Raw genomic sequence first — 19394 nt, 5'->3', positions numbered from 1 at the left:
CCTCGGATTGGAGCCAGATGAGCGGAAGCGCGCAAACCGGAACCATCACGACCCGCGTGCCGGCGCGGCTGGACAGGTTGCCGTGGTCTCGATTCCACTGGCGCGTCGTCATCGGTCTCGGCGGGGTCTGGATCCTCGACGGGCTCGAGGTCACGATGGTGGGCAACGTTTCCGCTCGCCTCACCGAAAAGGGCAGCGGCATCGACCTGAACGCGGCGCAGATCGGTTTGGCCGCGGCGTTCTACATCGCCGGTGCGTGCCTGGGCGCGCTGTTCTTCGGCCACCTGACGGACCGCTTCGGGCGCCGCAATCTGTTCATGCTGACCCTGGCGGTATACCTGGTGGCCACGGTTGCGACCGCATTCGCTTTCGCCCCTTGGTATTTCTTCGCCGCGCGCTTTTTCACCGGCGCCGGCATCGGCGGGGAATATGCCGCGATCAATTCGGCCATCGACGAGTTGATCCCCGCGCGCCTGCGCGGCCGCGTCGACCTGATCATCAACGGGACTTACTGGCTCGGCTCGGCCGCGGGAGCGGGCGGCGCGCTCGTCCTGCTCGACACCTCGAACTTCGCGCCCAACATCGGCTGGCGGCTCGCCTTCGGCGTCGGCGCCATCTTCGGCATCTTCGTCCTTCTCGTCCGGCGCAACGTCCCGGAGAGTCCGCGGTGGTTGTTCATCCACGGCCGCGACGAGGAGGCCGAGCGGGTGGTCGGCGAGATCGAGGAATCGGTGCGGGAGGAAACCGGCGAGCCGCTGCCCGAGCCGCACGGGCGAGAGCTCAAAATCCGCCAGCGCGAGACGATTTCGTTCCGCGAAATCGCCCGGGTGGCGTTCAAGCTCTATCCGCGGCGCGCCGTCCTGGGCCTGGCGCTCTTCACCGGGCAGGCGTTCCTCTACAACGGGGTGACGTTCAACCTCGGCACGCTGTTGAGCGGGTTCTACGGGGTGCCGTCCGGGCGGGTGCCGCTGTTCTTCATCCTTTGGGCGCTCAGCAATTTCGTCGGGCCGCTGGCGCTCGGCCACCTCTTCGACACCATCGGGCGCAAGCCGATGATCACGACCACTTACATCGGGTCCGCGGTCGTGGCCGCCGCCCTCGCGGTCCTGTTCGTGACCCAGACCGGCGGCGTCTGGGCGTTCATCGCCGTCCTCGCGGTCGCGTTCTTCCTCGCCTCGGCGGGCGCCAGCGCGGCCTACCTGACGGTCAGCGAGATCTTCCCGATGGAGACCAGGGCGCTGGCGATCGCGTTCTTCTACGCGGTGGGAACCGCGATCGGCGGTATCACCGGCCCGCTGCTGTTCGGGCAGCTGATCAATTCCGGGGAACGCGGTCAGGTGATGTGGTCGTTCCTGACCGGCGCCGCGGTCATGGCGATCGCGGGCCTGGTCGAATTGCGGCTCGGGATCGCGGCCGAACGCCGCCCGCTCGAAGAGCTGGCGTTGCCCCTGACGGTCGACGACGCCGACGCCGATCGGCGCGATCAGCCGTAGGCGTCCGACCAGGTGTGCAGGTCCCGTATCAGCGGACGGGCGGAGAGACCTGCGTGACGGTGCCGTCCGCGGCGAGCACGATGGTGCCGCTGAGGGCACCGTCGCTGACGTTGATCTGCAAATGCAGGTCACCGTCCTTGCGGGACTCGATCGACAGGAAGATCCGGTTGGCGTCGTAGATGTGCAGGGTTTGGGGCGCCTGCTGCACGACGCCGACGACCGCCTGCACGTCGAACTTGCCGAGGTCGCCGACCACCAGGCGGGACGACACCGCATTTTCGGGGCCGACGCTGGCCCAATTGCCGTCGCGGTACAGCCAAGTCACCACCTTCCGGGCGTTCGCCGTGTCCGGACGCTCGACCACCACCTGGCTTTGGTAGATGTTCAGTTGGTAGCCCAGCGTGTCGCCGAACTGCGTCCGCATCTGGGCGAGCACCCCGCTCACGCCGCTCAGCGTCAGCAACTGCGGCGGTGGCGGCGTCGTGCTCGTGGTGAGGGCCGCAGAGCTGGTCGGGGCCGCGGCGGGCGTGGTCGTCACCGACGGGGCGGAGGCCGTGTCCCGTTGCAGTCCCCAGGCCAGGCCGGCGCCGAGCAGCACCAGCGCGCAGGCGACGGCGATCCAGGTCCCGCGTCTCCCGATGCGTGACCGGGACGCCGGCGGTGGTCCCGCGGCCGGGCGGATCTGCAAATCCGTCACCAGCGACCGCAGCTCGCGCAGCGTGGTTGCCCGGGTTGCGGCGGCTACCCGCTCGCGGTGCTCTTCCGTCGACAGCTGGCCGTCACCGAGCGCCGCGTCGAGCACCTGGCAAATGGCGTTGCGGTCGTCGTCGCTCGCTCGGAGGTCATCGCTCATCGGCCGGCTATCCGAGGAGCTTCGTCAGCCAGGCCGGGTCCTGATAGTTCACCGACGCGGTGCCGTCCCACACGAAGGGGGTGGAGTTGGCGTTCAGCCCGGACAGCGTCGCGTAACCGCTGGCGGATTTCGCCTTGCCCGTGCCGACGTCGTCTCCGGACTTGATGCAGCTGATGACGTCGGCGTCGGCACCGACGGTCTTGGCCAATTGGGCCAGTTCGCCGTCGGTGCGGTCCTCCGCGGCGTCCTCCGCCGGCTGGAAGTTGCTGGCGAACAAGCCGGAATAGAAGTCGGTGTAGAGCTTCGCGTCATTCTGGGCGGCGACGCAGTACGACGCCGCCACCGCACGGGTCGAGTAGTTCTTGCTGTGCGACTTGTCGTCGAGGAAGTCGAGCAGGTGGTAGCGCACCGCGAGCTTCTTGTTGTTCACCGCGCTGTCGATGTCACCCGCATTCGACCTGATGAAACTGCCGCAGGGCGGACAGATGGGTTCGTTGAAGATGTCGATGGTCAGCGGCGCCGCCGAGCTGCCCACGAATACACCGTCGTCGAGGACCCGGAGCGCGACGGCGTCCGGTGCCGGCGGTTGCTTGGTCGGCGGCGCGGGGGACGACGACTCCCACGGCCGGATGACGGCGAGCGCCACGCCCACGACGGCCACCAGCGCGGTGGCGGCGACGCCCACCCACAGCCAGGGCTTCCTGCTCGGCCGCGGCGGCCGGCCCCACGGCGGTGCCCCGGCGGTGCTGGGACCCCAGGTGGGGGCACCGCCCCACCCCGTCGGCTGGGGCATCGGACCCCCGGGCGGTGGCGGCGCCGCCCACATCGGGCCGGACGAAGGGGCGTGCGCGGGGGCGGCCTGGGCGATTCCCCCGGGCTGCTGGCCGGCGAATGCGGCCGGCAACCGCGCCACCTGGCTGCGCGCCAAGATGTCGGTCGCGCGGTCCTGGTCGGGTTCGGCCAGCGCCGCGTAGGCGGCCGCGGACAGGTCACCGCAGCTGGCGTAGCGGTTCGCGGGATCCTTGGCCATGCCGCGGGTGATCACCGCGTCGAAGGCGACCGGGATGCCGGGCCGAGCGGTACTGGGCTGCGGGATCGCCTGGTGCAGGTGGGCGCCCATCACGCTGATCTGGTCGCCGGTGTACGGCGGGGATCCGGTCAGGCACTCGTACAACACGCAGGCCAGGGCGTAGATGTCGGCCCGATGGGTGACCTCGGAGTCGCTGAACCGCTCCGGGGCCATGTATTTGACGGTGCCCACGGTCGTGCCGATCTGCGTCAGCTTTTCGTCGGCGGTGGCGCTGGCGATCCCGAAGTCCACGAGGTAGGCGAAGTCGTCGCCGCTCACCAAGATGTTTTCCGGCTTGACGTCGCGATGCAGGACCCCGGCGGCGTGCGCGGCGTCGAGCGCTGAGCCGATCTGGCGCACGATCGCGACCGCCCGGGGCGGGGACAGTGGTCCGTAGCGGCTCAGCATGGTGGCCAGGTCTTTGCCGTCGATCAGGCGCATGTCGACATAGAGCTGGCCGTCGATCTCGCCGAAGTCATGAATCGGGACGACGTGCGGTTCCTGCAGCCGGCCCGCGGTGCGGGCCTCGCGCTGCATGCGGGAGCGGAAGACCGGGTCGGTGGACAGCGTCTGCGACATCAGCTTCAGCGCGACGGTGCGTTCCCGGACCGTGTCCTCGGCCTCATAGACGTCGCCCATGCCGCCCCGGCCGATCAGCCGCCGCAGCAGATATGGCCCGAACTGCGAACCCTCCCGCGAATCCGCGGTCGTGTCACCCATCCCGACTCCTCAGTCACCGACCGTGCGCAGGCATAAGGCTAAGGTTTCGCAGGCCGCTGGGCACGGCGAATAGCGAAAGCCAGCTTTTCGGCAGCCCGGATTACCGGAGTTCGTCGTCGCCGTTGGTGCGTTCGGTCAGCCCTTCGCGTGACAGGGCCCGCACGAATCCGAACGCCTGCATCCCGGCGGGGCCGGGGTTTTCGGTGATCCAGTCGTTGATCTTCCCGAACGCGTTGGCCAGGTCGTCGCGCTTGACGCGGATCAGATAGGTCATTCTGTCGTCGTCCGGATCGTCGAGGGATTCGGCGACGGCGACGGGATGCTTGAAGGCATACGCGATCCCGTGTACGGCGTCATGGTTCAGCGCCCATTGCAGTTCGCTGGGCCGCAGCCGGTTGACCGCCAGATTGCGGTAGTCATGGTCGTCTTTTGAGCTGCTCACCTGGCCGATAGTCCTCCTCTGTGTGGCTCGAGAAAGTGGACGGCGAGGAACTGAAAATGATGCCGCGCAGGCGATTCGATACAAGTGTGCAATGGGGCATTTCCATCATAGGAAGCGGTTCGGCCGGCTGCATGTCGAGCGGATTCAGCGGCGATACTTCAAGAACAAGTAGTCGTCGCAAACCAGAGCGTGTTCGAGGCGCATCGACACCGGTGCGGGCAGGGGCGACGGGCTCAGGCGCTGGCCCACCGGCTGGCTGGCCGCTAGCTTGGGCGCCAGGGTCACGCAGATCTCATCGACGGCACCGGCCTCCACGAGCGCGTCGAGTACGGTCGGGCCGCCCTCGCACAGGACGCGCTGCATGCCTCGGGCGGCCAGCAGGGCGACGGCCCGCGCCACGTCCACGGATTCTTCGCCCGCCACCAACACTTGCCGCCCGTCGTCGCTGCGGTCGTCTCGCGCCGCCGCCGCGTGTGCGCACGTCACCACGATCGGTGGCTGGTCGGGGTCGTCGAACAACCGAGACGGCAACCGTCCGCTGCGGCTGATCACCGCGATCGGGGGCGGAGCGGTCCGGCCCGCGTCGGTGAGCCGCACCGGGCCGTAATTCTCGGCGCGCGCGGTGCCGGCGCCCACCAGGACGACGTCGGCGAAGCCGCGCAAGGTTTTCAGCAGCTGCTGATCGAGGGGACACGACAGCGGACCGGCTCGGCCGCCGAACGCGGCCGCACCATCGGCGCTGAAAATCATGTTGGCCCGCACGCCCGGCGGCGGATCGGCGTAGAACGATGCGAGTTCGGTGATGCCGGCGACGGTGCCCACCCGCGGAATCACTGCTACGCCTCGTGGCCGGGTTCCAGATGCTGGACGTCGCTGAAGGACACCCAGCTTTCCAGTTCCCGCGGGGGCCGGCCGTCCACCGGCGCGAGCAGATGCCCGACGTGGTCACCCAGCGAGAACCGCTCGAGAATTTCGCCGACGAACCATGCGGCCGCGTCGTCGAGGATGGGCATCCGTGCCGGACCGGTGTGCCACGAGCAGCGGTCGAACTTGTTGATCGTGTCGCCGGTTTGGCTGCCGAAGAACTCCACGATGTCGAGGTGCTCGTGGTCGAACACGTGCACCGCCAGGTGAGACGCCTCGGTGGCGACCCGGAACGTGTGGTTCTTCCGGGACAGACCGACCAGGAATCGGGGTGGGTGAATGCTGGTCTGGCTGGCGAACCCGACCAGACAGCCCGCCGCGACGCCGTCGGCCCGCGTGGTCACCACGTACATCGGGTAGTTCAGCACCGCGACAAGCTTTTCGAACGCGTCTTCTCCGGGGTCGGCCATCCGCCCAGTCTTCCCGCTCGGCCCGCGCGGGAATTGGGCGGTGCCCCTAGGCCTGGCAGCAGGGTTCGTCGGTGGCTTCTCCGAAGGTGTCGGAGTCCGCGATCACGGTGTAGACCTCCCAGCGTTCCCCGCCGGGGCCGGTGACCCACACCTTGTCCTGGCTGGCGAAGCAGCAGGTGGTGTTGAGCTCCTCCTCGGTGACCAGTCCCCGTTCGGTGAGGCGGGCGATTTCGGTGAGCACGGTGTCACTGGTGGCGACTTCCACGCCGAGGTGGTTGAGGCTGCCGCCGTGACCGGGGTTCTCCAGCAGGACCAGCTTGAGCGGGGGCTCGGCGATCGCGAAGTTCGCGTAGCCGGGTTTGACCTTGGCCGGTTCGGTGTTGAACAGCTTGGAGTAGAACGCGATCGCCTCGCCGAGGTCGTCGACGTTGAGGGCGAGTTGCACACGAGACATGAGGTGTCCTTTCTTCGGTGCGGGCTATGGGGTTGTCGTGGGCAGGAGTTCGGCGATCAACGCCTCGACGCGTCGGGCGATGTCGTCGCGGATGGCACGCACCGTGGTTATCGGCTGGCCGGCGGGGTCGGGCACTTTCCAGTCGCGGTAGGACACTCCCGGAAAGTAGGGACACGTGTCGTCGCAGCCCATGGTGATGACGACGTCGCTGGTTTGGACATCGTCACCGGAGAGGATCTTCGGGCTGGCGGTGGTGATGTCGATGCCCAGCTCGGCCATCGCGGCAATCGCAACGGCGTTGACCTCGTCGGCGGGTTGGGTTCCGGCGGAACGGACTTCGATCCGGCCTTCGGCCATCCGGCCCAGCAGGGCGGCGGCCATCTGTGAGCGGCCGGCGTTATGGACGCAGACGAACAGGACGCTTCGCTTACCCGACATCGGCGTGGGCCCCTCGGGTCGGCTCGCCCCGGAACAGCCGCGCGCGCAGCGCAAGCGAAACGTAGACCAGCCCGACCAGCACCGGCACCTCGATCAGTGGTCCGACAACCCCGGCAAGAGCTTGCCCGGATGTGACGCCGTAGGTCGCAATGGCCACCGCGATGGCCAGTTCGAAGTTGTTCCCGGCGGCGGTGAACGCCAGCGTGGCGGTGCGGGCGTAGCCGAGCCGCAGCAGCAGTCCGAGGGCGTACCCGCCCGCCCACATGACCGCGAAGTAGGCCAGCAACGGGATCGCGATGCGGGCCACGTCCCATGGCCGCGAAGTGATCGCATGGCCCTGCAGGGCAAAGAGAATCACGATGGTGAACAACAACCCGTACAGGGCCCACGGCCCGATGCGGGGCAGGAACCGCGTCTCATACCAGTCGCGGCCCCGGATCCGTTCGCCCAGTCGGCGAGACAGGTATCCGGCGAGCAGTGGGATGCCGAGGAAGATGAGCACCGCCTTGGCGATCTGCCATGGCGAGACGTGGATGCCCGTTTGGGGCAGGCCCAACCACCCCGGCAGCACCGACAGGTAGAACCAGCCCAGCGCGGCGAACATGACCACCTGAAACAAAGAATTCAGCGCGACCAGCACGGCCGCCGCCTCGCGGTCCCCGCAGGCCAGGTCGTTCCAGATGATGACCATCGCGATGCAGCGAGCCAGCCCCACGATGATCAGGCCCGTGCGGTACTCGGGCAGGTCCGGCAGCAGCGACCAGGCCAGCGTGAACATCACCGCGGGACCGATCACCCAATTGAGCAGAACGGAGGACACCATCAGCCTGCGGTCGGCGGTGACCTCGTCGAGCCGGTCGTAGCGGACCTTGGCCAGCACCGGATACATCATGACCAACAGGCCGACCGCGATCGGCAGTGAAACCCCTTGAATGGCAACGGCGCCCAGCGCCGATCCCAGCCCGGGAACGATTCGGCCCAGCAGCAGGCCCGCGGCCATCGCCGCACCGATCCATATCGGCAGGAACCGGTCCATCACGGGGAGCCGCGCCGCCGCCATGGACGGGCCGGACGCCGGAGTCTGGGTGCCGGTCATGGCTTCAGGACCGACGAAAGTTGCTGCAGCGCAGTGGGAATCACCCAGTAGTACACCCAGGTGCCGCGCCGCTCGCAGTCCAGCAGCCCGGCGGAGCGCAAGAGCTTGAGGTGGTGGGAAATCGTCGGCTGGGAGAGGTCGAAGGTGGCCGATATCTCGCAGACACAGGCCTCGCCACCGGGGTGGCTGCCGATCAGGCTCAACAACCTCAGGCGGACGGGGTCGCCCAGCGCCTTGAACATCGTCGCCAGGTCGGCGGCCCGCGCCTCGTCGATGGCCGCCGCTCCGAGGGCCGGGCAACATGTTGCCTGCTGATTCGACATCCTTCTATATATACACTCATCGAATCAGATGGCAAGTTCGGTGTCGCCGCGGGCCGGCTACCGGGCCGACCGGCTGAGCCGGGCATCGAGCGACAAGGCACCGGCCCCCACGAATAGCAGGAACAGGCTGCCGCAGACCTGCGCCAAGTCGACGCGTGATTCGTGGATGAAGTCCCACCAGCCGTGTTCGGCACGGAAGAGCGGGGCCCGTCCCCAGAAGATGGGCAGCTTGGTGATCAACAGCGCGCCGACCATGTCGACGATCATCGGCACGGTGGCCAGCCGGGTCAGCAGCCCGAGGAGAATGAGCGTGCCGCAGCCGATCTCGAAGACTCCGTCCAGGGTGGAAAAGAACGCGGGCGCGGGGATGCCCGCCTTCTCGAACCTGCCGGTGCCGAGCGAGGCGGGCCGAAGAAACTTCAGGGCGCCCTCGCACGCGAACACCAGGCCCACATAGAGACGAATCAACGCCACCGCGGCCGGAGCGCGCGTCGAAAGCACCGGAGCGAGCCGGGGTGCGGGTCGAGTCATGTGCGGTCTCCCTGCTGTCGAACTCCGGTCGCGACGCGCCGGATTGCGTAGGCGGCGACCCCGATGCCCAGCACCGTCACGCCCGACAGCACCGATGACGGCGGCATCGCGAACGCCAAAACGACGCACCCGACCAACCCGAGCACCGGGATCGCGCGGTGCGGACGGCCCTCATGGGGCCGGAGGGTGAACGCGGAGGCGTTGGCGACCGCGTAGTAGATCAGCACGGCGAATGATGAAAAACCTATCGCGCCCCGAAGATCGACGGTGGCGCACAACACCGCCACGACGGCGCCGATCAGCAGTTCCGCTCGGTGGGGGACCCCGAACCGCGGGTGCACGGCGGTGAGCACATGGGGCAGGTGGCGGTCACGGGCCATGGCCAACGTGGTGCGGGAGACGCCCAGGATCAGCGCCAGCAGCGACCCGAGCGCCGCGACCGCCGCCCCCACCTGCACGACGGGACCGAGCCAGCCCGCCCCGGCCACCCGCACCGTGTCCACCAGCGGCGCCGTGGCCTGGCCGAGGCGTCGGGGTCCGAGCACCGCCAGCGCCGCGGCGGCCACCAGGGCGTAGACGGCCAGGGTGATGGCGAGCGCCAGCGGTATCGCGCGGGGGATGGTGCGCGCCGGGTCGCGCACCTCTTCGCCCAGGGTGGCGATGCGCGCGTAGCCGGCGAAGGCGAAGAACAACAGCCCCGCGGCCTGGATCACCCCACCGGCGGTCGCATCGGCCGGGCTCAGTCGTTCCGCCGCTCCCGAGGCGAATGCCGTGACCACCACTGCGGCCAGCACGGCGAGGACGAGCGCGACGATGATGCGCGTCAGCCAGGCCGACTTCCGCACTCCGGCGTAATTCACCGCGGTCAGCGCCACCACGGCGGCGACGGCCACCGCGTGCGCCTGCGACGGCCACGCATAGGAGCCGATGGTAAGTGCCATTGCCGCGCACGACGCCGTTTTGCCAACGACGAATCCCCACCCCGCCAGGTATCCCCAGAAGTCGCCCAACCGTTCGCGGCCGTACACATAGGTGCCGCCGGAGGCGGGGTAGCGGGCGGCCAGGCGCGCGGACGAGGTGGCGTTGCAATAGGCCACAACCGCGGCCACCGCCAGGCCCACCAGCAGGCCCGAGCCCGCCGCGCGCGCCGCCGGCCCGAGCGCGGCGAAAATGCCGGCACCCATCATCGAACCCAGCCCGATCGTCACCGCGTCGAACAAGCCCAGGCTTCGGCGAAGCTCGCCGGTGTCGTTCTCGGCCAATCGGTCTCCTCACCGCGCACGCAGCGGCCAACCTATCAAATGAGTTTGATGTATTGTCTGCTGGGATGGCGGCAAGCAAGACGGCGGTTCCGTCGCTGATGCAGATGGCGTCGCACCCGGTGCGCTGGGCGCTGCTGACCGAACTCGCGGGCAGCGACCACCGGGTGCGGGAATTGGCTGCCGCCGTTGACGAACCGCAGAACCTCGTTTCGTATCACTTGCGCCAGCTTCGCGCGGCCCGGCTCGTCGACGCGCGCCGCAGCGCTTTCGACGGTCGCGACACCTACTACCGCCTGAACCTGACGGGGTGCGCCGGCGCCTTCCGCGAGGCCGCCGCGGCGCTGCATCCCGCACTCGCGCCGACGCCCGCCGCCAAGCCGGCGGCGCGGTCGGTGTTGTTCTTGTGTACCGGGAACAGCGCACGATCACCGATGGCCGAGGCGCTGCTGGAGCACAGGGGCCAGGGCAGCATTCGGGCCGCGAGCGCGGGCAGCCATCCCAAACCGCACCTGCACCCCAACGCGATCCGCGTCATGCGCGACAGGTACGGCATCGACCTCGGTGGGCGCCGGCCCCAACCGTTGACGGCCGTGGTCCGGCGCCGCTTCGATTGCGTGATCACGCTGTGCGACAGGGTCCGCGAGTACGTGCGCAACCATGACCTGGCGACGACGATGCACTGGAGCCTGCCAGACCCTTCGGCCGGTGGCTACCGTGAATTCCAACGACTGGCAAGCGAATTGGACGACCGTATCGACTTCCTCGTGCCCGCCCTGGACACGCTCCCACGGAGGCGATGACCGTGCCGCTCGATCGGCGTGACTTCTTCAAATGGGGCGGGCTGGCCGCGCTGGCCGCAGGCGGAAGCGCCGTGGGCGCGTGCGGGCGGCCCGAACCACCCGGCGTCAAGGCCGACTACACGCTGCGGATCGGCACCGGCGCAGTCGAATTGGCGCCGGGCCACGTCGTGTCGACCCTGACTTACAACGGGCAGTTTCCCGGCCCGCTGCTGCGGTTCAAGGAGGGTCAGCGGACGACGGTGGATGTCTTCAACGACACCGGTTCCCCCGAGCAGCTGCACTGGCACGGCCAGCAGTTGGGCGTGGATGTCGACGGCGCCGCGGAGGAGGGCACGCCTTACATCCCCGCGCACGGCATGCGGCGGATTTCCTTCGTCCCCGGCCCCGCGGGTTTCCGCTTCTATCACACCCATGTGGTGCCGCGATCCGACCTGTCCCGCGGTCAGTACACCGGACTGGTCGGCCCGGTCTACATCGAGCCCAGGCAGGACGCCGGGGCGTACGACCAAGAGATCTTCCTGACGCTCAAGGAGTTCGAGCCCACGTTCAGCCGCGGCGGCGACATGGCCGGCGATTTCCTGGCGGGCGAGCAAGACCCGGGTCTCAAGGCCAGGGGCGAGTCCGCGATGGCGGCCTCGCTGGCTCGCGGCGAACCCCGCGGCTACGAGGTCGGCTACGGCGCGTTCGCGGTCAACGGCCGCATGCTCGGCCACGGCGATCCGATCCGGGTGCGCACCGGTCAGCGGGTGTTGCTGCACGTGCTCAACGGCAGCGCCACCGAAACCCGCAGCCTGGCGCTGTCCGGACACGCCTTCAATGTGATTGCGCTGGACGGCAATCCGGTTCCCAACCCGGCGCCGGTGCCGGTACTGTGGCTGGGCGCCGGCGAACGCATCTCGGCGCTGGTGACCATGACCAACCCGGGTGTCTGGGTGTTGGGCGACGTCTCCGACGAGGACCGGGGCCGCGGCATGGGGGTGGTCGTCGAATATGCCGGGCGCGGCGGGGATCCGGCCTGGGCGGCGCCGCCGCCGTTCGCCTGGGACTATCGGCTGTTCGCCCCGCCCAACCCGGCGAGCGCCCCGTCGCCCGACCACACGCTCGAGATGCTGATCGAGAAGCGCAATGCCGCCGACGGCGGATTCAACGCCTGGACCATCAACGGCACGGCGTTTTCCATGGACGGCAACCGGCCCGTGCTCGACGTGCAGCGCGGCAAGCGCTACCGGCTGCGTTTCCGCAATGCCAGTGACGACCTGCACCCGATGCACCTGCACCGGCACACGTTCGAGATCACCCAATTCGCCGGCACGCCAACGGCGGGCGTGCGCAAGGACGTCGCGATGCTGGGCGGCTACCAGAGCATGGACGTCGACTTCGTCGCCGACCAGCCCGGCTTGTCGCTGCTGCACTGCCACCAGCAGATCCACATGGATTACGGTTTCATGCTGCTGCTCAACAGCGTCTGACCTCAACCAAGCGGATTGTTCTCCCGCACTCCGCGATACATGCCCCAGCGCACGATCCACGGCATCACCACCCGGTCGACCGACCACGACGGAAACCGGAACGAGTGGCCGGTGGGCGTAAAAACCTCCAGCCCGTTCGGTTGAATACCCACCAGCGAACCCCAGCGCCGCGTCGGCGCACGGTAGGTCTCAGCCGCCCGCCGCTGAGTTCGGCCCGGACGTTGCGGGCCACCAACGCATCCCCGCGGTTGCGAGCCGAACTACGCAGCGGATCGGTCGCCGCGACGTCGCCGACCGCGAAGACGCCGCGGCGCCCGGGCACCCGCAGCTCCGGTGTCACGCGCACGAACCCGCCGTCGTCGAGCAGCTCGCGCGGCAACCAGTCGGTGTTAGGTCGCACCCGTCCGATCGCCCACAGCACGGCGTCGGCGCAAGCCGGCGGTTGTCCGGTGCTCCAGCGCACCGGCTCACCGGTGATCTCGTCGCCCCCGAAGGCGTCGGGCAGCACGGCGCGGTGGCCCGGGTGGATGCCCACGCCCAGGGCGGTGAGTCGCCCGTGAATCCGCGTCCAGATCCGCGGATGGTGCCCACCCAGCGCGGATTCTCCCGGGAAGTACAGATCGATCCGCTTGTCCGGCCACGTGCTGGCCAGGTTGAGCGCGCTGCTCACCGCCGCCGCGCCGCCGCCCACGACGATGACCGAGCCGGCGGTCGCCAGCCGCTCGTGCGCGGTACGCAGCTCCGCCCCGACCTCGGCCGCCGATTGCAGTGTCGGCCGGCGCCAGAAGCCGTTGCTGACCCCGGTCGCGATGATCAGCGCGTCGTATTCCTCGGCGAGTTCAGCCCCGTCGGCGCGTTTGCCCAGGACGGTGCGGGCGGCCAGGTCCACGCCGGTCAGCTGGGCCTGCACCGTCCGGACCCGGTCCAGGCGCCGGAACCTGTCGAAGGGGATCCAGTAATCGCGGGCCCAATCGTCCGGGCGCGCGAGCCGAACGCCGAGTTCCTGACCGCTGACCAGCGCGGGCTTGACGGAGATGCCGACGACCTCGGCGTGCCCCGACAGCCGGATCGCGGCCAGGACACCCGCGTCCCCAAGCCCGGCAATGACGACACGCTTGCGGTTCATGTCGCTATCCTGCCTGGCATGAAGTTTCCGGCCGCGCACTGATCGATCGATTGCCAGGAGCACGTCAGGTGATCGCCTCCCCGAGGAGTGATCGCATCGACCGCGTCACCGAGTTGCAGCGGTCGATGCAGCCCCGCGCGCATGCCGCGTTGCGCGCCGCCGTGCGCGCGTCGGCGCCCCGCCCGGCCGCCGCCCGGCGGGCCGCCAAGGACTTCAGGAAGCCGGCTTTGGGGGCGGCGGTGCTCGCCGAGATCCGGTGGGCGTTCACCGCGCCGCGCACTTGGCTGATGGGCGTGGTCGCGAACGTGATCTTCGCCGCGGCATGGCTGCTGGTTCAGCCGCTCACCATCGGTCGCCACCACACCGACTGGGTGATCTTGGTGGGCACCTACTTTTCGTCGTGGGTGTTGGCCGACGTCACCACCACCAACCTGTTCGGCGCCGATCACTATCGCGTCCTGGCGGGCCTGTCCGGCGGCGTGCCGTTCTGGCGAATTCTGCTGATCAAAAACCTTGCCCTGCTTGCGATCGTCGGGCTGCCCACCTTGCTGGCGGCGATGGTGTTGACGCTGTGCCTGGAGACGCCGGGGCGGCTGGGGATCACGATCCCCACCGTCGCCGTGCCCATCGTGTCGTGGCTGGGGGTGGGCAACGTCATCTCGGTGCTGCACCCAATCAGCGTCGAGCCGCTGATTCGGCGGTGGCGCCAGCGCGGCGATCGGCGCCGCACCGGCAGCTGGCTGACGGTGCTGACCCTGCCGTACGCGCTGTACTACGTCGCCGACCCGATGAACGGGGTTGAGCACAAGGTGCTTTGGACGAAGGTGCCCGCGATGATCTGGCCGGTGTTGGGTCGCGACACCAAGAGCTTCGTGCACCTGGCCATCGCCGTGGCCGTCTGGATCACCGGCACCGTCGCCGCGGTGGGGTGGGTCCGCAAGCGCGGGTTGACGATCAGGTGATCGGTTACGGCACTTGGGGTTTGATCTCCTCGATCACCCACTGTGCGTAGTCGAGGTACGCGTCGACCCCGCCGACGGCGGGGATGGGGACGGCGCTGATCGTCACGCCTTGTTCGGCGAGCCACCCCAACCGGTCGACGATCTCGTCGGCGCTCATGCCGGGCCGTCCGGTCGGATCGTCGCGGGCGACGTGTCCTTCGCCGACCCGGTTGGTGCTCAGCCCGTGCATGACCTCGAACGGCCGGCCGTCATAGGACGGTTGGGACTTGATGTAGCCGAGTTTTTCGGCGATCCGCTCGGGCGGGGTGAGGAACGGCCACCAGCCGGTGGCGAACTTGGCCGCCCGGCGCAGCGCCGCATCGGCGTCCCCGCCGATCCAGATCGGAAGGTGCGGCTTCTGCACCGGTTTCGGTTCGAACGCGATGCCGTCGAACGACACGTAGCGGCCCTCGAATCGCGGTGTGTCACTGGTCCACAGCTCCACGATGGCCGCCAAGTACTCGTCGGCGATGCGGCCCCGCTCGCCGAAGGGCACCCCGATTAGCTCGAATTCCCGGGCCAGCCACCCGACCCCGAAGGTGACCATCATCCGGCCGCCGCTCATCCAGTCCGCGGTCGCCAGCGCCTTGGCCAGGGCGACCGGCTGGTGCAACGGCAGGATGGTGACGCACGAGTTGACGGCGACCCGCTCGGTCGCACCGGCGATATAGGCCTGGGCGGCCGTCGAATGCAGGTAGTGGGGCCCGGACAGCTCGACGTGCTCGGTGGGGATGACGAGATGCTCGGGGACGGCGATCATGTCGTAGCCCCATCGGTCCGCGCATTTCACCATGCGGGTCTGATCCGGACCCGTGACCGTGGCTTCCCAGGGCTGTGTCATCGCCGGCAGGCGCAACATGTGGGGCAGGGGGAAGGCGAACTTCACCCTGCAACAATCGCCCACAGCAGCGTGTCCCGGCTAGCGGTCCATGTCACGCGATCTTGCGACCCATGTTGTTACTCTGGCGATGTGGACTCCGAAATGGCCGCTGCCAGCGGAAACCAGGGTAAGGCGGTGCTTGCCGCCACCAGCTGGGCGCTGCTGGGCATGATGTCGTATGAGGAGGAAGTGTCCGGCTACGACCTGAAAAAGTGGATCGACTGGAGCGTCGATCTCTACTACTGGAGTCCGTCGTACAGCCAGATCTACACCGAGTTGAAGAAGCTCGAGGGGCTGGGCCTGGTGACCTCACGTGTCGAGCGCGACGAGGGTACGCGTAGCCGCCGGCTCTATAAGATCACCGCAGCCGGGATGGCCGCCGTCACCGACTGGACCAACAATGCCCCGGTGGACCCCCCGGTGCTCAAGCACAGCGTCCTGCTGCGGGTGACGTTTGGTCACCTCAGTAATCCGGCCCGGCTCAAGGAGTTGCTCCAGGAGCACGTCGCCTACGCCGAAGCCAGGCACCGCAAAGCGGTCGAGGACGCCGACGGCGCCGAGGCCCAACCCGCCTGGGCGTATTCGGTGCTCGCGCTGCGCTGGGCGGCCAAGTACTACGCCGCTGAGCGCGAGTTCGCGCTCGAACTGATGAAGGAAATCGACGAGGCCGACGCCGTTTTGAAGAAGGCGGCCAAGGGGAGCTCCGGGCTGCCACGCCCGATGCCCGGCTACTGGCGTGAGGTCGAGAAGCAGGTCGAGGCCAAACGGAAAGCGGACTGATCCTGCTGGCGGCGACCCGCTTCGCCCGGCCTCGCCGCCCTCGCGATCGCCGCTAGCGCGCTGCGTCGCGGGCCGCGATGTACCCGTAGACCAGGCCCTGTGCGATCGTCGCGCCCGCGCCCGGATACGTCGTTCCGAACGCGTTGGCGGCGGTGTTGCCGACTGCATACAGGCCGGCGATCACGCTTCCGTCCTCGCGGAGCACCCGTGCGCGCTCGTCGGCCTTCAGGCCGCCGCAGGTGCCGAGGTCGCTGAGCACCATCTTCACGGCGTAGAACGGGCCGCTGGTCAGTGGACGCAGATTCGGATTCGGCTTGATCGTCGGGTCTCCGTAGTAGCGGTCGTAGGCGCTGCGCCCTCGCCCGAAGTCGGGATCGTCACCGACAGCGGCGTTTTGGTTGAAGTGAGTCATCGTCTCGCAGAATTCCGGTGCCGGGACGTTCATCCGGGCACCAAGCTCGGCTAGGTTGTCCGCCCGCACCGCGATGCCCGCGTCGTACCAGGCTTGCGGGATGCGCATGCGCGGGAACAGTTCGGCGCCAAAGACATAGCTGTTGCGGTACTGCTGGTCGAACACGATCCACATCGCGTCCACGGGGCTGCCCGACCGCTCCAGCTCGAGCAATCTCTGGCCGAACGACATGTAATCTGCGGACTCGTTCGCGAACCGGTGGCCGTTTTGGTCGACGATGAGACTTCCCGGCAGCGAACGTTCGGCCAGCATCACCGCCGGCGCCTTGCCCGGTAGGGGCGCGATGGCGGGAAACCACCATGCTTGATCCATCAGAGCGATATCGCCGCCGACTTCCTGCGCCGCACGAATGCCGTCGCCCGTGTTGGATTGGGCACCCAGGCTCAGATTGGCGCCCAGCGACTCGGACTGAAACTTCCACCGCATGTCCATGCTGTGGTCGAAACCACCGGTTGCCAGCACCACTCCGCGCCGGGCTGTGATCGTCACCTCGCGTCCGTCATGGTCGACGACCGCGCCAGTCACCCGCTTCCCGTCGCCTTCCAGGCGCACGAGCGGGCTGTCGGTCCACACCGGGACACCCGCGCGCAGCACCCCCGCAAACAGCCCGGCCATCAGACCCTGGCCGCCCGCGGCGTAGCGCCGACCGATCATCCTTCCGCCGAACCCCTGTGCCACCCGCTTGCCGATCGTGGGAATGCCCTTGCGCGGCACCCGGGCCACGAGGTTCATCCACCGGTAGTCGGCACCCGTCGTCGGTATCGAGACGCCGGCCTCGAGCACACCGGGCCGCAACCGGGTGCGGTACCGGCCGAGGATCGATGTGTCGAACGGGTGGCATTCGCACGTCCGGCCCGCCGCGCTGCCACCCGGCTCCTCGGGGTGGTAGTCGGAGTAGTCGCGGGCCCAGAACAGCCGCAGCGGGGTTGTTCGGCGCAGCATGTCGACCGTTGCCGGGACGTGGGCCACGAATTCGGCCGATCGCTGCGGCGGGGCCGAACCCGCCACCACCGAGTCCAAATACGCGGAGGCGCGCTCGGGGGAGTCCTCGGCACCGGCATCGCGCAGCACCGGGCTGACGGGCAGCCACAGCGCGCCGCCCGACCGGGCCGTAGACCCACCCACGTACGACGACTTCTCCACCATCAGCACCGACAGCCCGAGCTCGTCGGCGGCCAGTGCCGCGGCCATGCCGGTCCCGGACCCGACCACCAGCAGGTCGACCGTCATATCCGTCACGGGAAGCCCGGCGGGGATCGTCGCGCTCTGGGGGTTCACGCCGAAAACCGTATGCCGAGGCCGCCCGGCAACGGAAGAGCCGTCCTGATCAGTGGGAACAAGCGGCCCCGCGAACGGGGCGACGGGAGTTTAATCTTCCCTATGACGACGCAGTCCGAGGTCGACGAAGTTCGGCAGATTGAAGCGCAGGCCGTGCCGACGCGGTTCGCCCGCGGCTGGCACTGCCTAGGCCTGATCCGGGATTTCGGCGATGGCAAGCCGCACGCGATCAGCGCCTTCGGACAAAAGCTCGTCGTCTTCCGCAGTGCGAACGGCACCATCAACGTCCTTGACGCTTTCTGCCGGCACATGGGCGGTGATCTCTCGCAGGGCGAAGTCAAGGGGGACGAGATCGCCTGCCCGTTCCACGACTGGCGCTGGGGCGGTGACGGGCGGTGCAAGCAGGTGCCCTACAGCCGGCGCACGCCGAAGCTGGCGCGCACTGCGGCGTGGACCACGCTGCAGCAGGACGGGATGTTGTTCGTGTGGAACGACCCGGAGCGCAAACCGCCGCCCGCGGAGGTCACGATCCCGCGCATCGAGGGCGCCACCAGCGACGAATGGACCGACTGGCACTGGTACACCACGGTCGTGCACAGCAACTGTCGCGAGATCATCGACAACGTGGTGGACATGGCCCACTTCTTCTACATCCACGGCTCGTTGCCCACGTATTTCAAGAACATTTTCGAGGGGCAGGTGGCCACGCAGTACATGAACGGCGGGAGCCGTCCCGACATCGGTGGCCCCGAGGGGACCACGATGCTGGGGACCACGTCGATGGCGTCCTACTACGGGCCGTCCTTCATGATCGATGACCTGACCTACCACTACACGGACGGCGACGCCAAGACGATCCTGATCAACTGCCATTACCCGATCGACTCGAATTCCTTTGTGCTGCAATATGGCATCATCGTCAAGAAGTCGGACAAGTTGCCTGGCGATGAGGCGCTGAAGACCGCGATCAGCCTGGGCGACTTCGTCAAGATCGGCTTCGAGCAGGACGTGCAGATCTGGCGGCACAAGACGCGCATCGACAACCCGCTCCTCGTCGAGGAGGACGGGCCGGTCTACCAGTTGCGTCGCTGGTACCAGCAGTTCTACGTCGACGCGGCCGACGTCCAACCCGACATGGTGGACCGCTTCGAGTTCGAGCTCGACACCACCCGGCCCTACGAGGCGTGGATGAAAGAGGTCGAGGCCAACATGGCCGCGCAGGGTGCTGGCCAGGTGTGATGTCGCTCGATTCGTCTGTGCGGCAGGACAATCGCCTCGACGAGATGCCGATGCGCCCCGTGGGGTGCCGTAGGTGCGGGGCGCAGGTGCTTGCTCGCAAAAGCAGCTGGAATCAGACCAGCGTGCAGTGGAACGCCGACGCGACGGCCCGGTGCGTCGAGCGTGCCCAAGCGGAGCGGATTTCCACGCCCGGCGGTCGCGGCGTGTTCCTGGCGTGTTCGGCGTTGCGGGAGTCGATGCTCGAAGCCGTGCGAGGTGGCGGTTTGGCCATCGTCGACGAAACTGCTTGACCCCTATCCGGCCGGATGCCGAATTATGGTGCCGTTAAGTGTTT

18 protein-coding genes and 2 pseudogenes are annotated in these 19394 nt (G+C 68.3%); 7 read left to right on the top strand and 13 right to left on the bottom strand.

The window, feature by feature from the left end; genetic code table 11:
- The first annotated feature begins 17 nt into the window (after positions 1 to 17).
- Positions 18 to 1493 carry an MFS transporter gene (locus tag A5678_RS04835; protein ID WP_068039215.1) on the top strand — a complete coding sequence of 492 codons (1476 nt, stop codon included), beginning with the start codon at positions 18 to 20 and terminating at the stop codon, positions 1491 to 1493.
- 28 nt (positions 1494 to 1521) lie between these two features.
- Here A5678_RS04835 and A5678_RS04830 read toward each other — a convergent pair whose 3' ends face one another.
- From A5678_RS04830 to A5678_RS04780, 10 genes and pseudogenes are all read right to left on the bottom strand, one after another.
- Positions 1522 to 2346 carry a DUF1707 domain-containing protein gene (locus tag A5678_RS04830; RefSeq protein WP_068039212.1) on the bottom strand — a complete coding sequence of 275 codons (825 nt, stop codon included), beginning with the start codon at positions 2344 to 2346 and terminating at the stop codon, positions 1522 to 1524.
- Positions 2347 to 2353: 7 nt separating this feature from the next.
- Positions 2354 to 4135 carry a serine/threonine protein kinase PknE gene (locus tag A5678_RS04825; RefSeq protein WP_068039209.1) on the bottom strand — a complete coding sequence of 594 codons (1782 nt, stop codon included), beginning with the start codon at positions 4133 to 4135 and terminating at the stop codon, positions 2354 to 2356.
- A gap of 100 nt (positions 4136 to 4235) precedes the next feature.
- Positions 4236 to 4577: a hypothetical protein gene (locus A5678_RS04820; RefSeq protein WP_068039206.1), complete on the bottom strand. Its 342-nt coding sequence runs from the start codon at positions 4575 to 4577 to the stop codon at positions 4236 to 4238.
- A gap of 144 nt (positions 4578 to 4721) precedes the next feature.
- Positions 4722 to 5408, bottom strand: a complete 687-nt coding sequence (locus A5678_RS04815) for a pyrimidine reductase family protein (RefSeq protein ID WP_068039387.1) — start codon at positions 5406 to 5408, stop codon at positions 4722 to 4724.
- 5 nt (positions 5409 to 5413) lie between these two features.
- A complete protein-coding gene (locus A5678_RS04810; protein WP_068039203.1) occupies positions 5414 to 5911 on the bottom strand; it encodes a flavin reductase family protein in 498 nt (165 codons plus the stop codon).
- A 46-nt stretch (positions 5912 to 5957) separates the two neighbouring features.
- The gene (locus A5678_RS04805; protein WP_068039200.1) at positions 5958 to 6365 is read right to left on the bottom strand and encodes an ArsI/CadI family heavy metal resistance metalloenzyme; all 408 of its coding nucleotides are present in this window, start codon (positions 6363 to 6365) and stop codon (positions 5958 to 5960) included.
- Between the two features lie 24 nt (positions 6366 to 6389).
- Positions 6390 to 7899 (bottom strand): annotated as a pseudogene (gene arsB / locus A5678_RS04795) (ACR3 family arsenite efflux transporter).
- On the bottom strand, positions 7896 to 8222 hold the full coding sequence (locus A5678_RS04790) for a helix-turn-helix transcriptional regulator (RefSeq protein ID WP_068039191.1): 327 nt from the start codon (positions 8220 to 8222) through the stop codon (positions 7896 to 7898). Before A5678_RS04790 ends, arsB begins: the two are co-directional and overlap by 4 nt.
- A 57-nt stretch (positions 8223 to 8279) precedes the next feature.
- Positions 8280 to 8753 (bottom strand): DoxX family protein, encoded by a 474-nt coding sequence (locus A5678_RS04785; RefSeq protein WP_068039187.1) that lies wholly within the window; start codon positions 8751 to 8753, stop codon positions 8280 to 8282.
- The gene (locus A5678_RS04780) at positions 8750 to 10015 is read right to left on the bottom strand and encodes an APC family permease (protein ID WP_068039184.1); all 1266 of its coding nucleotides are present in this window, start codon (positions 10013 to 10015) and stop codon (positions 8750 to 8752) included. The genes A5678_RS04785 and A5678_RS04780 overlap by 4 nt, the downstream gene beginning before the upstream one ends.
- 65 nt (positions 10016 to 10080) lie before the next feature.
- Here A5678_RS04780 and A5678_RS04775 point away from each other — a divergent pair, with 65 nt between their 5' ends.
- Complete coding sequence (locus tag A5678_RS04775) at positions 10081 to 10815, top strand: ArsR family transcriptional regulator (protein WP_068039179.1); 735 nt, start codon at positions 10081 to 10083, stop codon at positions 10813 to 10815.
- Entirely contained in the window at positions 10812 to 12284 is a 1473-nt protein-coding gene (locus tag A5678_RS04770) for a multicopper oxidase family protein (protein ID WP_068039176.1), read from the top strand. The genes A5678_RS04775 and A5678_RS04770 overlap by 4 nt, the downstream gene beginning before the upstream one ends.
- Positions 12285 to 12286: 2 nt before the next feature.
- On the opposite strand, the pseudogene A5678_RS04765 reads toward A5678_RS04770, so the two are convergent.
- Positions 12287 to 13410, bottom strand: a pseudogene (locus tag A5678_RS04765) (FAD-dependent oxidoreductase).
- A gap of 125 nt (positions 13411 to 13535) precedes the next feature.
- On the opposite strand from A5678_RS04765, the gene A5678_RS04760 reads away from it, so the two are divergent.
- Positions 13536 to 14372: a hypothetical protein gene (locus A5678_RS04760; protein WP_197502034.1), complete on the top strand. Its 837-nt coding sequence runs from the start codon at positions 13536 to 13538 to the stop codon at positions 14370 to 14372.
- Positions 14373 to 14376: 4 nt separating this feature from the next.
- Here the strand turns inward: A5678_RS04760 and A5678_RS04755 are convergent, their stop codons facing one another.
- On the bottom strand, positions 14377 to 15297 hold the full coding sequence (locus tag A5678_RS04755) for a TIGR03619 family F420-dependent LLM class oxidoreductase (RefSeq protein WP_068039172.1): 921 nt from the start codon (positions 15295 to 15297) through the stop codon (positions 14377 to 14379).
- A gap of 96 nt (positions 15298 to 15393) precedes the next feature.
- Between A5678_RS04755 and A5678_RS04750 the strand changes: the two genes are divergently transcribed.
- A complete protein-coding gene (locus A5678_RS04750) occupies positions 15394 to 16071 on the top strand; it encodes a PadR family transcriptional regulator (RefSeq protein WP_068039381.1) in 678 nt (225 codons plus the stop codon).
- Between the two features lie 52 nt (positions 16072 to 16123).
- Here A5678_RS04750 and A5678_RS04745 read toward each other — a convergent pair whose 3' ends face one another.
- On the bottom strand, positions 16124 to 17821 hold the full coding sequence (locus A5678_RS04745; protein ID WP_156746753.1) for a 3-ketosteroid-delta-1-dehydrogenase: 1698 nt from the start codon (positions 17819 to 17821) through the stop codon (positions 16124 to 16126).
- A 102-nt stretch (positions 17822 to 17923) separates the two neighbouring features.
- On the opposite strand from A5678_RS04745, the gene A5678_RS04740 reads away from it, so the two are divergent.
- Entirely contained in the window at positions 17924 to 19060 is a 1137-nt protein-coding gene (locus tag A5678_RS04740; RefSeq protein WP_068039170.1) for a Rieske 2Fe-2S domain-containing protein, read from the top strand.
- Complete coding sequence (locus A5678_RS04735; protein WP_068039376.1) at positions 19060 to 19350, top strand: ferredoxin; 291 nt, start codon at positions 19060 to 19062, stop codon at positions 19348 to 19350. Before A5678_RS04740 ends, A5678_RS04735 begins: the two co-directional genes overlap by 1 nt.
- Positions 19351 to 19394: the final 44 nt, after the last annotated feature.

Source organism: Mycobacterium sp. E2733 (genome assembly GCF_001667585.1).
Classification (GTDB): domain Bacteria; phylum Actinomycetota; class Actinomycetes; order Mycobacteriales; family Mycobacteriaceae; genus Mycobacterium.
The sequence above is the reverse complement of the archived record's forward strand: the minus strand, read 5'-3'. Positions and strand labels throughout refer to the sequence as shown.

Coding starts and splice junctions, on each gene's coding strand:
- A5678_RS04835 (WP_068039215.1), top strand. CDS start 18: ATGAGCGGAAGCGCGCAAACCGGAACCATCACGACCCGCGTGCCGGCG.
- A5678_RS04830 (WP_068039212.1), bottom strand. CDS start 2,346: ATGAGCGATGACCTCCGAGCGAGCGACGACGACCGCAACGCCATTTGC.
- A5678_RS04825 (WP_068039209.1), bottom strand. CDS start 4,135: ATGGGTGACACGACCGCGGATTCGCGGGAGGGTTCGCAGTTCGGGCCA.
- A5678_RS04810 (WP_068039203.1), bottom strand. CDS start 5,911: ATGGCCGACCCCGGAGAAGACGCGTTCGAAAAGCTTGTCGCGGTGCTG.
- A5678_RS04805 (WP_068039200.1), bottom strand. CDS start 6,365: ATGTCTCGTGTGCAACTCGCCCTCAACGTCGACGACCTCGGCGAGGCG.
- A5678_RS04790 (WP_068039191.1), bottom strand. CDS start 8,222: ATGTCGAATCAGCAGGCAACATGTTGCCCGGCCCTCGGAGCGGCGGCC.
- A5678_RS04785 (WP_068039187.1), bottom strand. CDS start 8,753: ATGACTCGACCCGCACCCCGGCTCGCTCCGGTGCTTTCGACGCGCGCT.
- A5678_RS04775 (WP_068039179.1), top strand. CDS start 10,081: ATGGCGGCAAGCAAGACGGCGGTTCCGTCGCTGATGCAGATGGCGTCG.
- A5678_RS04770 (WP_068039176.1), top strand. CDS start 10,812: ATGACCGTGCCGCTCGATCGGCGTGACTTCTTCAAATGGGGCGGGCTG.
- A5678_RS04760 (WP_197502034.1), top strand. CDS start 13,536: ATGCAGCCCCGCGCGCATGCCGCGTTGCGCGCCGCCGTGCGCGCGTCG.
- A5678_RS04750 (WP_068039381.1), top strand. CDS start 15,394: ATGGCCGCTGCCAGCGGAAACCAGGGTAAGGCGGTGCTTGCCGCCACC.
- A5678_RS04740 (WP_068039170.1), top strand. CDS start 17,924: ATGACGACGCAGTCCGAGGTCGACGAAGTTCGGCAGATTGAAGCGCAG.
- A5678_RS04735 (WP_068039376.1), top strand. CDS start 19,060: ATGTCGCTCGATTCGTCTGTGCGGCAGGACAATCGCCTCGACGAGATG.